Annotated in this window: 12 protein-coding genes; 8 read left to right on the top strand and 4 right to left on the bottom strand. The window is 57.0% G+C overall.

Going from position 1 to position 13,974, the window contains the following annotated elements; genetic code table 11:
- The first annotated feature begins 28 nt into the window (after positions 1-28).
- The 4 genes from B4A77_RS05750 (at position 29) to nadE (ending at position 5,156) form a co-directional block, all read left to right on the top strand.
- The gene (locus B4A77_RS05750; protein ID WP_290739117.1) at positions 29-1,405 is read left to right on the top strand and encodes a DnaA ATPase domain-containing protein; all 1,377 of its coding nucleotides are present in this window, start codon (positions 29-31) and stop codon (positions 1,403-1,405) included.
- Positions 1,405-2,271, top strand: coding sequence for an NAD-dependent epimerase/dehydratase family protein (locus B4A77_RS05745; RefSeq protein WP_290728869.1), 867 nt, complete (start codon positions 1,405-1,407; stop codon positions 2,269-2,271). Before B4A77_RS05750 ends, B4A77_RS05745 begins: the two co-directional genes overlap by 1 nt.
- 67 nt (positions 2,272-2,338) lie before the next feature.
- Positions 2,339-3,517: a hypothetical protein gene (locus B4A77_RS05740; RefSeq protein WP_290739114.1), complete on the top strand. Its 1,179-nt coding sequence runs from the start codon at positions 2,339-2,341 to the stop codon at positions 3,515-3,517.
- Positions 3,518-3,611: 94 nt separating this feature from the next.
- On the top strand, positions 3,612-5,156 hold the full coding sequence (gene nadE / locus B4A77_RS05735) for an NAD(+) synthase (RefSeq protein WP_290739111.1): 1,545 nt from the start codon (positions 3,612-3,614) through the stop codon (positions 5,154-5,156).
- 3 nt (positions 5,157-5,159) lie between these two features.
- Here the strand turns inward: nadE and mnmA are convergent, their stop codons facing one another.
- Positions 5,160-6,260: a tRNA 2-thiouridine(34) synthase MnmA gene (gene mnmA, locus B4A77_RS05730; RefSeq protein ID WP_290739108.1), complete on the bottom strand. Its 1,101-nt coding sequence runs from the start codon at positions 6,258-6,260 to the stop codon at positions 5,160-5,162.
- Between the two features lie 85 nt (positions 6,261-6,345).
- Here mnmA and B4A77_RS05725 point away from each other — a divergent pair, with 85 nt between their 5' ends.
- Genes B4A77_RS05725 through B4A77_RS05715 form a run of 3 tightly spaced genes read left to right on the top strand, consistent with a single transcriptional unit; the run spans position 6,346 to position 10,450 of the window.
- Positions 6,346-7,254 carry an AAA family ATPase gene (locus B4A77_RS05725; RefSeq protein ID WP_290739105.1) on the top strand — a complete coding sequence of 303 codons (909 nt, stop codon included), beginning with the start codon at positions 6,346-6,348 and terminating at the stop codon, positions 7,252-7,254.
- 2 nt (positions 7,255-7,256) lie between these two features.
- Complete coding sequence (locus B4A77_RS05720; RefSeq protein WP_290723011.1) at positions 7,257-8,483, top strand: DUF58 domain-containing protein; 1,227 nt, start codon at positions 7,257-7,259, stop codon at positions 8,481-8,483.
- Entirely contained in the window at positions 8,480-10,450 is a 1,971-nt protein-coding gene (locus B4A77_RS05715; protein ID WP_290739101.1) for a transglutaminase-like domain-containing protein, read from the top strand. The genes B4A77_RS05720 and B4A77_RS05715 overlap by 4 nt, the downstream gene beginning before the upstream one ends.
- Here the strand turns inward: B4A77_RS05715 and B4A77_RS05710 are convergent.
- A complete protein-coding gene (locus tag B4A77_RS05710; protein ID WP_290723008.1) occupies positions 10,447-10,956 on the bottom strand; it encodes a lipocalin family protein in 510 nt (169 codons plus the stop codon). The two genes, B4A77_RS05715 and B4A77_RS05710, sit on opposite strands and share 4 nt — an antisense overlap.
- 214 nt (positions 10,957-11,170) lie before the next feature.
- On the opposite strand from B4A77_RS05710, the gene B4A77_RS05705 reads away from it, so the two are divergent.
- Positions 11,171-12,400: a sialate O-acetylesterase gene (locus B4A77_RS05705; RefSeq protein WP_290739098.1), complete on the top strand. Its 1,230-nt coding sequence runs from the start codon at positions 11,171-11,173 to the stop codon at positions 12,398-12,400.
- Positions 12,401-12,453: 53 nt separating this feature from the next.
- Here the strand turns inward: B4A77_RS05705 and tsaA are convergent, their stop codons facing one another.
- Both tsaA and B4A77_RS05695 read right to left on the bottom strand, forming a co-directional pair.
- A complete protein-coding gene (tsaA, locus tag B4A77_RS05700) occupies positions 12,454-13,134 on the bottom strand; it encodes a tRNA (N6-threonylcarbamoyladenosine(37)-N6)-methyltransferase TrmO (RefSeq protein ID WP_173381630.1) in 681 nt (226 codons plus the stop codon).
- A 40-nt stretch (positions 13,135-13,174) separates the two neighbouring features.
- Positions 13,175-13,957, bottom strand: coding sequence for a hypothetical protein (locus tag B4A77_RS05695; protein ID WP_290728858.1), 783 nt, complete (start codon positions 13,955-13,957; stop codon positions 13,175-13,177).
- Positions 13,958-13,974 lie beyond the last annotated feature (17 nt).

The following is a 13,974-nucleotide window of genomic DNA, read 5'->3' as shown; positions in this document are numbered from 1 at the left end:
CATGCGTTCGCAGTGCAATGATTTTGGAATGGCTATTCTTGATGCGGTCGGATTCGAGGGAATCGACGATGGCATTGCTTATTTGACAGTCCCGGACCAGTTCCGTGAAACTTGGCTGAACAGCCACTATGGCGAACTTTTGCGCAAGGCGTTTGCCTCGGTTGTCGGGTCTTCCTTTGTCGATTACCGCGTGCGTCAAATTGCGCAGTCCGCGGCGGTTCCCGAAATGAAGCTTTCGGCTCCGGCGGTGGCCCCTGCGGTTGTCAAGCAGGCGGAAGCGACTGCTCGCACCCGCAAGAAGTCGTGTCGCATCCCGAAACTCTATGCAAACTATACCTTCGAGAACTTTGTCGAGGGTGATTGCAACAACACGGCGCTGAAGGCGTGCCTTTCGGTCGTGGAACATCCGGGCGACATGGCCATGAACCCGCTCCTGGTTTACGGGGCGACTGGCCTTGGCAAGACGCACTTGCTCCATGCCGTTGCGGCGAGACTTTGCGCGCGGAACTCCTCGCTCAAGGTCGTTTATCGCCAGGCATATGACTTCTTGCGCGATACCATGGATATCGTGAGGGCGTCTTCCAAGAAAAACTGGACTCTCGCGAACGAGCTGAAGGAACGCTTCCAGGGAATGTATATCGATTGCGATGTGCTGCTTTTGGACGATATCCAGTTGCTCAAGAGCAGCGTCTATTGCCAAGATCATCTTGCAAAACTCATCAACACGCTCCGTCACGAGGGAAAGCAGATTATCTTGAGTTGCGACCGCCATCCGGGTTCGTTCCGCAAGCTCATGCCGGGCGAGAAGCCGACGGACGATCAGACGCCGCAGTTTACGTCGATTCTTTTGAACCATCTCGAAAGTTGTGTCGCCGTCGGGATCGAGGAACCCGATCTGAAGACTCGCATGGACGTTATCCGCAAGAAGTCGGAGAATCTCCCGTTCGTGGCTGAAGACCGCGAGGAAATCTGCAGGTTCCTTTCCATTCCGCCGCGTGCGAACGTGCGCCTCATCGAAAGCGTGCTTCACTGGCTTGATGCCATGCACAAACTGAACGGCGTGGAACTGAGCCTCCGCTGCATCAAGCAGTTGCTTGTATCCCCGCAAAACGATGGCGCTACGCTTACGCTAAAGAATATCAGCGAAACCGTGGCCGCCTCCTTCCGTGTCGACACGATTGTGCTTTCTTCCAGGCGCCAGGACAAGGGCGCCTCCTTGCCGCGCAAGGTGGCGATGTTCCTTTGCCGCGAGCTCACCTCCGAAACGGTCGAGGATGTGGGCAAGGTCTTTAAGCGCGATTATACCTCGGTGATTGCCGCCATACAGTCCCTCAAAAAGATGATGGAAGATGACGAGGCCCTTGCGGGGCGCGTCAGGGACTTGCGTTACATGTTGGAGTCCTGATGCGGGCTCTGGTAACGGGCGGGGCTGGCGTCGTAGGGAGGGCGCTATGCCGGGAGCTACAGGAACGCGGTGTGTGTGTGCGTGTCCTGACGCTCCCCGGTGATCCCCTGGTGCAGTCGTTTCCTCGAAATATTGATGTTGTTTATGGCGATGTTGCCGACTACGCCTCCATTCGGCCCGCGTTCGATGGCGTGGACTGCGTTTTCCACCTGGCGGCAATTCTCCTTTCGAGGGATGCTTCCGCGTTCGAGCGCATCAACGCGGGCGGAACGCGCAACGTGGTCTCTGCCTGCCAAGATTCGGGCGTGCGTCGCCTGCTTTATGTTTCGAGCATTTCTGTCACCTATCCGGTGCTCACTCCCTACGGGGCAAGCAAGCTTGCGGGGGAGACTGCGGTAAAGGAATCCGGGCTTGACTGGACTATCGTGCGGCCGACCCTCGTGATTGGTGACGGCGGGGGTGTTGAATTCAGGATGTATGCGGACTTTGTCTGCAGGTTCCCGGTCTACCCGCTCCCGGGGGGCGGTACCGCGCGCAAGAAGCCCGTCCGGAGTGTTGACCTCGTGAAGGGAATCGCCGCTGCGGGTCTTGCTCCCGAGGCTATCGGGAATACGTATGCGCTTGCGGGCCCCGAGGTGATGACGATGGCCGAAATGGCGGCGCGCATCTTGCGTACCGCGGGGAAACGCCACCAGATGTTCCCGCTGCCTTGGTGGATTGCGAAAAGGCTTGCGGTACTCCGGAACTGGATTGGCGGACGGCGCGTTTCTGCCGAGCAGGCGCTCGCCGGATTCCTCTATGATGCCGTACCCGGCATCGAAAATGCGGAAAAAGACCTCGAATATCACCCGAAAAACGCTTTGTAGGATGTTTTTTGCGTTTTTCCGTGTCGTTTCCCGTATAAAAGAGTATATTCAAGGGAAAGAGGTTCTTATGAAAAAATATTTGCTTTGTGCGGGCATTTTGGCCGCTTCGATTTCGCTTGTCGCCTGTGGCGGCAGCTCTCCGTCCGATACCGATGATGATATCTTGTCTTCTGCCGATGATTCCGGGAAGTCTTCTTCTTCGCAGGAGGAAGAATCGTCTTCGTCTGTCTCGAAGGATATTCCCAAGGGGGCACGCGCGGCCACCCTCGACGACCTCGAGAAGAACATGACCCTCAAGGGCCTGTTCGGACGCGACATCTACCTTGCGACGGGCGAGAAACACGGCCTGTTCTCTCTCTGGATTCCCGATACGGCATGGCTTGCCGCCCCATCCGATTTCGATGATGGCGTGCTCAATTTTAGCCAGGGTGCCATTACTTCTATCAAGATAGATTACGATGCGATTAAGTCCATGGAAAAGCTGGTGGAGAAGGATTCCGACCACTCCATGAGATTTATCGTGAACGAGGATGACCAGCTGCAGTATTCCCTGGATGGCGGGGAATACAAGGATGTAGGCGAGACTTCCGTCAAGAAGAATTCCTCGGTAGTCTGGAACGGCGACAGCCTTGCATCGAAGGAACTCTTTTGCAAGACCGGCGAGAATACCTTTACGGGTTATAGCTTCTATAAGGGCCGCTATGTGGCGACCGATGTTGTCCGAAATGCCAAACAAACGAACGATTCTCTTGTATCCTGGTCTGCCGGCTATTACGACATCCACCGCGGCAAGCTCCTGATGCGCCCGCTGTTCTACAGTGCTCCTGTGTATGCGCTGGTGTCGGCTTCCGTGAGCTCCGATTACGAGACGATGACCATCTCGTCGAATGAGTATTCGTGCACGTTGGAGGTGTTAAAATATAATGAAGTTCCTGCGGCCGATCTCGAGGGCGAATGGGAGTCCGATGAAGGCGGCCTCGCCTGGTCTCTTGACATGCGCGCCGACCGTACCTTCGAGGTGAAGGCCTTCAAGGGCAACGAGAACAAGGCTCTCAAGCAGGGGACCTGGGATGTCTACGGCAACAAGCTGCTGATGAAGGTGACCGGCTGCCTGGGCGGCAAGTGCACTCCGGCCGTGATAGGCTCCGTCTCGAAATGGAAGGCCGGCTCGTTCTTCAACTACGGCAATTCGGATCCCGACGATCCCTCGATTCCCGAGGACTGGACTGCTCCGGAGTACGAATAGTGGCGAGGCTGAACGCCATTGAGTGATTTTGACGTTGCCGGTCTTGTGCTGGCAGCGTTTTTTATATTTGGATTGAATATACAAGAGGCTAGCCATGAAGGTTTATATAGCGCAGATGAACGTGGTTCCGGGAAAGCCGGAAGAGAATATCAAGAAGATGAAGGCCGCTGTCGCGCGCGCCAAGAAGGCGGGTGCGGAGGTGGTGCTGTTCCCGGAATTTTCGGTATCTGGCGATTTCAGCAGGCTCGGCTCCAGACAAGACGAAATCGGCTTCCAGATAAGGTGCCGTGATGCGGAAGTGGAACTTGAAAAGGTTTCGAAGGGTGTCGAGATTCTCGCAGGTACGAGTGCGATGCTCGAAGAATTCATGTACAACCATTATGTGAATGGCTGTGTCGAAGACTGGAAGAACGACTTCGAGGTCGTCTCTGATTATCAGGAATTCTCGATTGTCAAGGAAGAATACGTCGACGAGTTCTGCACGGATTTCGTGAAGGAAAACAAGAAGGCGATTGTCTACATGGGCGCTGTCGGGACGGAGAATTCCGGCAAGAACATCTATGCGCTCGATGGCGGTTGCCGCGTGTACGACAGGACGGGCAAAATTGCCTACCGCATGCCGCAGTTCCGCGAATGCGAGGCCCTGCTGGATATTACGAAGGGCCGCGTGAAGTTTATTTCGGGTCAAAAGTCCGTGAAGCCCGCGGAGCCGATTGCACAGCTCCATGATGCGCTCGTGTACATGATCCGCGAGAACCTGAAGAAGTTCCATATCGAACGCATGGTCATCGGTGCGAGCGGCGGTATCGACAGTGCCGTTTCTGCGGCCTTGTACGTGGAGGCGATTGGCGCGAAGAATGTTTACCTTGTGAATATGCCGACGCGCTTCAATTCCGATACCACGAAGAATGCGGCTCGCGATCTCGCGAAGAACCTGAAGACGCCTTACATGGTCGCCCCGATTTCTGACATGCTCGAAGCCGTGCGCGGGAGCCTCTCCAAGTGCAAGTTCGAACGTAGCGACAGGAAAATCAATATCGAAGGGCTTGCTTACGAGAACTTGCAGGCGCGCACCCGTTCTTCTTCCGTGCTGCTTTCGATTGCATCCGTGCTCGGTGCGGGTATCACCTGCAACGGCAACAAGAGCGAGGCCACTGCCGGTTACTGCACGCTCTACGGCGATACCTGCGGCGTGATGAGCGCGCTCGGCGACCTCTGGAAGACCCAGGTGTACGAACTGGCCCGCTATATCAACCGCAAGAAGGAAATCATCCCGAAGGCTTCCATCGACGTACCCGCGAGTGCGGAACTCAGCGAGGCGATGAACGTGGACGAGGGCAAGGGCGATCCGATCAAGTACCCGTACCACGACAGGCTATTCGCCTACTGGGTAGACCAGAACCATGGTCTCGAGGATACGGAGAAACTGCTCGAGAAGGGAACTCTCTGCAGGGAAATCGGGGCGGACCCGAAGTACTTCAAGAAGCTTTTCAAGACGAAGGCCGATGCGCTCGAGGACATGCGCGCATGGCACAGGCGCTTCCGCGGGCTTGCGCTTGCGAAACGTATCCAGTTCCCGCCGATCCTCTCGGTGAGCGGGATGGCGTTCGGCGGCGAATATACCGAAAGCCAGGGCTAGTTTTTACTTGTCGATGACGGCGGAGGCGACAACACCGTCTCCGTCGTAGAGAACCAGGATTTGCCCCGGTGTCGATGCGAACTGGGGCTCTTCGAATTCTACGGAGATACTGTCGTTTTTGAGCTGAGTGATGTGCGCGGGTGCGCCCTTGTGCCCGAGCCTGATCTGCGCGGACAGCTTGCCTGTAAGCAGGGAAGAGTCGCGGTCGACCATTAGGTTCAGGTTTACGGCGTGGACCTGGTGGCACTGCAGGGTGCTGCGTGGTCCGAGGACGACGCGGTTGTTCTTGGCGTCGATGCTCACGACGAACAGGGGCTCCGGCTGGCCGCCGATGTTTAGCCCCTTGCGTTGCCCGATGGTGTAGTGGACGATTCCCTTGTGCTTGCCGAGGACCTTGCCGTTGATGTCCACGAAGTCGCCGGGGACGTTGTCGCTCTCGTCGAAGAGTACGGAGTAGTCTCCGCATTCGAGGAAGTCCTGGCTTTCCTTCTTGTCGGCGTAGTCGTTCCAGCCGAGGTCGCGGGCCAGGTTCTTCACGTCTTCCTTGTGCATGCCGCCGAGCGGGAAGATGACGGTGGAAAGCTGGTCCATGCTCAGTCTCGAAAGGAAGTACGACTGGTCCTTAGAATTGTCGGCGGCACGGTAGAGGAACGGCCTGTCGGGGGTGGTAAATTCGAGGCGCGCGTAGTGGCCGGTGGCGAATCGGTCGAAGGCGATTCCCATCTTGCGTGCGGTATGCAGGAGGGCGCCGAACTTGATGGTCTGATTGCAGCGGACGCAGGGGTTGGGGGTGCGGCCCGCGCGGTATTCGCTGCGGAAATAGTCGAGCACCTGGCGCTTGTATTCGTCGGAGACGGGGACGGTGTAGTGCGGGATTCCCATGCGTTTCGCGATTTCCTGCGCCTCGGCGATGCTTTCGTCCTCGTTGGGGCCGAAGCATCCGGAACGGCCCTCGATCTTGGGCATGCCGGGGATGGAGTTGTCCCATGTGGACATGGTGATGCCCACGACGTTGTAGCCCTGCTGCTTGAGGGTCCAGGCGGCGAGCGAGGAGTCGACTCCTCCGGAAAGCCCTACGGCGACGGTTTGCTTCTCTATTTCCATACCAAAAATATAGAAAAGAAGAAAGGCGGGCATTTTTGCGAAAATTTCTGAACCGCGCGGGCGGATAGAAATGTATTTTACGGATATGGTGAAAAAACTTGTTGACGCTCTTGATTCCGTGCTGCTTGGAAAGCACGATTCCGTTGAACTGCTTGTGATGGCGCTCCTTGCCGATGGCCACGTGCTGATCGAGGATGTGCCCGGCACGGGCAAGACGACGCTCGCGAAGGCGCTGGCGGCGGCTGTCGGTGCCGACTTCGCGCGTATCCAGTTCACGCCCGACCTTTTGCCCGCCGACGTGACGGGAGGTGCGGTGTTCAAGGCGAATACGGGCGAGTTCGAAATTCGCAAGGGACCCGTGTTTACCCAGGTGCTCCTGGCCGATGAAATCAACCGAGCCTCGCCGCGCACGCAGAGCGCCCTCCTGGAAGCGATGGAAGAGCGGCAGGTGAGCCTCGAGGGCGAACGCCACGCGCTGCCCGAACTCTTCATGGTGCTCGCGACCGAGAACCCGGTGGAATTCCACGGGGTTTTCCCGCTTCCCGAGGCGCAGATGGACCGCTTCATGATACGGCTTTCGCTCGGCTACCCCACGGCGGAGACAGAACTCGACATCGTGAGGAGCCACCGCGCGGGGCGGCCTTTGGCAAAGCTCGGCGCGGTGACGTCGCCGGAAGGCGTCCTGGAGGCGCGCACGTGCGTACGTGAGATCCATGTCGATGAATCGCTGGAACGCTATGCTGTTTCGCTGGTGCAGGCGACGCGCGGCGATGCGGGGGTGCGGCTTGCCGCAAGCCCGCGTGCGGGTATCAACCTGCTGGCGATGGCGCGAGCCTGCGCCTATGTCGCGGGGCGCGATTTCGTGAACCCCGATGATATCCAGAGGGTGTTCTACCCCGTGATGGAACACCGCGTGTTCGCGAAGGAGAGCGCGCCCGGCGCTTCGCATGCCATTCTCTCGGGAATCCTCTCGCAAACGTCTATCCCCAGGTAAGCTTGAGGCAGTCGTTTTTCAAGTGGTTTCTGGATTCTATCCCCAGGACTCCGCGCCGTGCCGGAATCCTGATGCGGCTCTATTACCTGTGGCGCGAACGCTTCACCTATGCGGGCCGCGCCTGTGCGAGCCTGTTCCTGTTTTCGCTGGTGGTGGGCTTTGTCGCGAATTTCTGGCTGCCGTGGGTTTTCTCGGGAGTCTGCTTCCTCTTCATGCTGACGCTTGTCCCGTCGCTTTTCATGACGGCGCGCAAGACCCGTATCGAAGGCCGCGGTATCCGCGTCGTGAATGCGGTGGAAGGGAATGTCGCGCATGTCGAGCTCCAGTTCCGCGCCCTGAGTCCTCTTGACTACGCGACGCTTTCTTGCGAACGGATAGATACTTCGCTTGTCTGCAAGGAATCCGGGCCCGCGACGCTATGCGCGCCCGGGAGCGACCACACGCTGCGTTGCGATATAGCTACGTCGCGCCGCGGGGCCTTCGTGATTCCGCGCGTGTCGCTTGTCGTTCCCGAGATCAGGGGAATGCTCTGCTGGCCCTTTGTCTGCGGGGAAGCCGAACTTCTCGTGTACCCGCGCGAGATTGCGTTGCGTTCGTTTGCCTATCTCACGATGGGGAAGAACGGCCAGGCGTTCGCCCCGCTCCTCATGCCGGATTTCGGACGCGGACTCGACTTTGTGGGCGTGCGCGAATACCGCGAAGGCGATTCCCTGCGCGATTTGCACCACAAGGCGTTCGCACGCTACGGTCGCCCTTTCACCAAGGAATTCGAGGTGGAACGCGGTGCGGGTGTCGTGCTTGTCGTTGATGTCGCCGCGCGCTCGATACAGGAAAAGTACCGCGTGGAACCCTTGATCCGGCTAGCGGCCGGCGTTTGCCATTGGCTGTGCGAGCGTGGAATCCTCGGTAGGCTCTTCATTTGCGACAGCGAGATTGCGCTGAATGCGGACAGCCGCTTCGACGCTTGCCTGGAGGCCTTGGCGCGCATCCCGCGTGCGGAAGTATTCGAAAGGTGGGTTCGCGGCTCGTCTGCAAGATCGCCTGCAGGTAAAGTCTGGTCGCCCGCGGCCCGCCCGATGGGACCAGTGCTTCGGCTGGGGCTTGAGGTGGAATCAAACCCGCTTGTCCATAAGCAGGTTGTTGTAGCCTCGTCGGCTGCGAAGGAATGTGCGGAAGACGCGCTGTTTGTCGACTTGGATAGGCTTGATGCGGAGGGGGTGGCGCTATGAAAAAATTCACCCTGCGCGAATGGGCGAAGTTGCTTCTCCTTGGCATGACTAGCATCAACCTGGGATTCTCTTCGGGGTTGGTTTGGCTGGGCTTTATTTTCTTTGCGGCTTTCATGGTGGTGTTTTTCCGCAACGATGCCTCGCGCAATCCTGTGTACCGCAAGTCGATAGCCTACGGGCTGATTGTTCCCTTTGCCATCTGGTGGGTGCTTAGCCCGCAGGCGGAATATGGAATTTCTCCATGGCTGGTGTATATTCCCGCATATTATCTCTTGTCGCTTGCTTTGTTGCAGATGCGAAGTCTAGGCAATGGCGGACACGATGTCTTTATCCTCTTCAATGGCGTGGCGGCGATGCTGTTGAGCTGCTATCAGGGGTATGGAAACGGAGCTGCGGCGGTCCTTGTGGCGCTCCTGATCCTTGTCCATGCCTACGCCAGGCCCCGAGTCAAGTGGTGGAAACATGCGCTGTTTCTGCTCCTTTTGGCGGGCTTCTCCGCCATCTCGTATGCGGGATTCCAGTACTGGCGTCATCACCGCAGCTACAGCGCCGAGCGCATGGCGAACTACTATGAGAAACGCAACCTGATGGGCTTTGACCCTGTGGTAAAGCTCGGGTCGTTCGAATCCAACTTTGCAGGCAAGTACAACCGCGAGGTCGTATTGCGCGTGTGGGATACTCTCGCTCCGAAGTATATGCGCGCAGCCGTGTACGAAAAATACGTGGGTGGCATCTGGAAACTTCCGGCACACCACGACCGCATGCTCTACGCTTCGCGCTACAAGGTGGATTACGCCGTGTTCGAGACCCGCGATTCCGTGTCGTCTGCCGATAGTACGCGCCCGGTGTGGGTGCAGTCTACACTCGACAATTTCGGATTTATTTTCGCCCCTTACGATGCCGTTGCGGTTGCTATGAAGAATGCGGATTCCGTGGAATATTTCAGGTCGAATATATTCAAGCAGGGTGAAACTCGCCGTGGTGACTGGTTCTACTATATGCCGTTGCCGAGCGGCTCCACGGGGCCGTTTGTTGCGGGTACATATGGTAACGATACGCCGGACAGTTCCTACCTGCAGGTCTTTGCGCCCCTCGTTGGCTTCCTTGATACAGTCGCGATGGAAATGGGACTCGATACGATACCCGAGAAACCGGCTATAATGAAACCTTCTAGATATTCCGACGCTATCCGTTCTTATTTCTTGAATCATTTTGCGTATTCCTTGAAGGTCGACGATTCCAAGGAGGCTGCCGCCAAGCTGGGCGCGAAGGCAGACCCGCTTCGGGTCTTCTGGGCGACCCGCTCCGGCTATTGCGAGTATTATGCAACGTTGTCTGTACTCTTGTTGCGCCGTGCTGGAATCAAGGCTCGTTATGTGACGGGTTTTGCCCGCCCGGAAGTCGAACCGGGACGCCCGTACGCCATATTCCGCCGCAACTCGTCGCATGCATGGGTAGAAATGCGTAACATGGGAACCTGGGCAACGTTTGACCCGACGCCTCCGCTGTTCGTGATGAAGGTGGAACGCCCCTCCTGGTTTGACATGAAGTTTGAATGGGTGCGTGCGCGTGCGGCCCGCGTTTTCCACGTGTTGCGCGATGGGGAATGGAGGCTTGCCTTGAATTCCTGGCAGGATGCCGTGCAGAATATCCTTTCGGGGGCCGCTCTCTATGTGGTTCTCGGGTGCATCGCGCTTGCGGTTATTGCTTTCAGGTTCGTGCGGGTGCTTCGCCGCCGCAGGTCGAATGCGGGTTATGCGCAGTCCGTGCAGCACTGGGTCAAGGGGCTCGATTCCGCCGAAAAATCGCTCGCGAGAATCGGGCTTGTGCGCCATCCCGGCGAGACTGTCGGGGCGTTCTTGCGTAGGCTTGAATGCGATGCGTCGGTATCACAAAAAGAGCGCGCCCTCTTCGAGCGTGCCCTGGATGTAATTCGCGACTACGAGAAGAACCGCTGGCGCCGTTAGTTTGCCGCGCGGATGTAGTATTCCGTCGCGTTCTTGTTGGTGAGCGGGTCCGTCATGTCGTTCACATGGAACAGGAGTCCGTGAAAGTCCATGTAGGTGTCGTTGATGGTCGGCGTGACCGTGTAGCTTCCTTCGACGGGTTCGCCGCAACGGGAAATGTCGATTTTGATGTTAAGGTTCGCGCCTGCGATTTCCCATGTTCCGAACGAACTCTGCCCGGCGCATCCGCGGCCTGCCATTTCGGATTCGGTCGTGTTGGAGGTGCAGGTGAAGGTGAACTTGCCGTCCTTGGTAAACTCGATTGTGCTTGGTGTTGTACCGAAGTCGATGTGGACGCTGCTCAGGTCGAGTGTCTTGATGGCCTGGAGGTTCCAGGTGCCGACGAGGCAGTCCTTGCTCAGACCGTTGGCGCACTTTTCGACCATGGTTGGTTCGGGGTCGTCTCCACAGGCAGAAAGGAGCGAGAGGCTTGCTGCGGCAAGGGCGGTCAGGAAAATTTTTTTCATAGAACTTCTCCGGATAGTGTTTTTAGAGAATATATATAAAACTTTTGCAACTAGCTAGTTGACATATCTTTTTTTGATGTTATTGAGCCTTAAAAAGGGGCTGGTGTTGCTTTTTTATACAACGGAATTTGGATTCTAGGCTCGATTATCCAGCGTTTATGATTTATTTTACATGGTGACGGGCTGGTTACCTGTCTATGTTATGGAGTATAAAATGAATCTAAAGAAAATTGCACTCGCAGCGTGCGTTGCTTCGGCTGTATACGCAGCGCCGGACCCGAATTTCCATATCTATCTCGCGTTTGGCCAGTCCAACATGGAAGGTCAGGGCGATATCGGGAATCAGGACACGACGGTTGACAAACGTTTCCAGGTTCTCTGGGCGGCCGATAACGGCTCCTGTTCTGGGAAGACCAAGGGCAAATGGTCTACTGCCGTTCCGCCGCTGGCCCATTGCCAGGGCGCGAAGCTCGGCCCCACGGACTACTTCGGCCGTACCATGGTCGAAAAGACGGATCCCCAGATCAAGGTGGGTGTCATCGTGGTGGCTGTCGCGGGGTGCAGTATTGACCTGTTTGACAAGGACAACTACGCAAATTATGCGAGGACGCAGCAGAGCTGGATGACCCAGCGAATCAACACCTATGGCGGCAATCCCTACGGTCGCATGATCGAGATGGCCAAGAAGGCCCAGGAAGAAGGCGTCATCAAGGGCATTATCTTCCACCAGGGCGAAACGGATGCCGGTAACGGCCAGTGGCCCTCCAAGGTCAAGAAGGTCTACGACAACATTATCAAGGATCTGGGCCTCGGTAGCGACATTCCGTTCCTCGCTGGCGAAGTTCTGCGCAGCGGCGTAAGCAGCGGTGCCAACAACAACATCGCGAAACTCCCGCAGCAGTCCAAGAACTTCTATGTGGTTTCTTCCGAGGGCTTCAACCAGGCATTGGGCGATGGCCAGAACGTGCACTTTACCTCGCAGGAATACCGCGACTTCGGCAAGCGCTATGCCGAAAAGATGATCGAGGTGCTGGGCGACAAGATCAAGCCTGCGACCGCGGCCGCGTCAAGCAGTTCCGAGGCGAAGTCAAGCAGCAGCCATCAGGCAGAAAGTTCGTCGAGCGCGGCGTCCAGTTCCAGCCATCACAATTGGTCCTGGCCGAAATCTTCTGCGACGGATGCCATTGGTTTGCAACAGGCTCAGTCCGGAATCATCGGAAAGGTAGTCGTGAAGGATAACCGCGTGTCCGTCCCGGTCATGGCGTCCGCGAACCGCATTGTCGCGAAGGTCTACAGTTTGCTTGGAAACGAGGTCCTTGACTTTGGCAGCAGCTATGCCGGTGGCATGCTCGGGTTCGATTCCGCGATGCTTCCGTCTGGAAACTACATTGTTTCTGTCGAGGTGGGCGCTGTTCGCTCGGTGCAGAAGTTGAAGATTAAGTAAAAATCACCTCTTTGGGGTTCGGTTGGAGAAGCAACCAGGGGTGGTGATGAGGCCTAGGCGATGGAAACTACGCTTAGGCCTTTTTCGTTGACCTTGAACTTGATTTCCTTGCCTGCGAAAGGAAACCCGTAAATGCGTTCGGGGTCGTCTTGGTAATGCGGGCGCGGGTCTTGCGCGAGGACTTCCCTGAGTGCGTCCATTTTTCCTGCAGGAAGAGCGTCTGCGAGTTCCGCGGGAACGACCACGGGGAGCTTGTCTTCGGCGACTGCCGTGGCGAAACCTCCCTTCGCATCGGAGATGGCGTCCGCGTACGGCAGGTAGGGCTTGATATCCACGATGGGGGTGCCGTCCATGAGGTCTGCGCCGCTCACGACAATTTCGGGCCCGTCGCAACCTTCTAGCCGGATTTCCTCGATTTTCACGCAACTCATTGCGATGGGGTTGGGGCGGAAACTGCTGCGGGTCGCGAATACCCCGAGCCGAGTGTTGCCTCCGAGTCTGGGCGGCCGCACGGTCGGTTTCCAGGTGTCGCGCACGTTCTCCGAGAAAATCCAGAGGAGCCACAGGTGGCTGAATCCGTCAAGTCCACGCAGGGCATCGGCGTTGCGGAATTCGGGTTCGAAACGGATCGTGGAACGCAGCGCGGGAACTATCCCGCTCTGCCTCGGGATCCCGAATTTTTCGGGAAAGTCGCTTTCGATTCGCGCGATGACCTTTAGTTCCAGACTATCCATGACGGAAAATATCTAATAATTTTTTTGCCGCCATGCTTTTTTACGGATCTTTCGGGGCCGGATTGTTGTAGTTAACGGCATTCCTGCGCTTGAGTTCCTTGTTCAGCGGCCAGTAGATGAAGGCGAACAGGATGTAGCCGCACAGGAGCACAATCCAGTGGTTCAGGTGGAGGTAAATCTCGAGGTAGCGCATCTCGATGAACATGAAGGGGCCCGCGATGAGGAATAGCGGGAGCTGCCTGCACTGGTCACCCAGCGAAAAGCGGCTCTCGTAGCTCACGATGGAGTTCATCATCGGAAAACTTGTGCAGAACCCGCCCATGAGCCTCTTGATGACCATGAGCCCGGCGACTACGCCCGCGATGGCCGGGGCCTTGATGTAGACGGGGAGGGGCGTCTTGTAACGCACACCGGACTTGTATTTCTGTTTTTGGAAGAGGATTACGCCTACGGTGAAATCAAATGCGCACGCCCCGAGGAACATGGCTTCGGTATCGGGGACTATGGGCATGAGGAAGGTCCCGAGGGCGACAAAGCAGGCAAGACCGATCACGATGGAGGGAATAATCGGGATTTTGACCTTGTAGTGCATGATCCGCACGATATGTACGTACAGGAGGCACATGAACCCCGAAATGGCGTTAGCTGCCCCCATCGGGAGACCGACGGCGATGTAGGCGAAACCGCAGGGGATGGGGATGGTGGCGGCGACGGCCTTGAGTTGGGGATCCTTGGTGTAGGCGCTGAAAACGCCTAAAGCGGTCACCATGAACACGAGCAGCCAGTCGTAAAACGCGAAATGGAAATTGAGGTTTTCCAACATGGAGGGAAAATTTAAAA

This window comes from Fibrobacter sp. UBA3718 (assembly GCF_002371935.1).
Classification (GTDB): Bacteria; Fibrobacterota; Fibrobacteria; order Fibrobacterales; family Fibrobacteraceae; genus Fibrobacter.
This window is presented reverse-complemented; position numbering and strand designations above follow the sequence as displayed.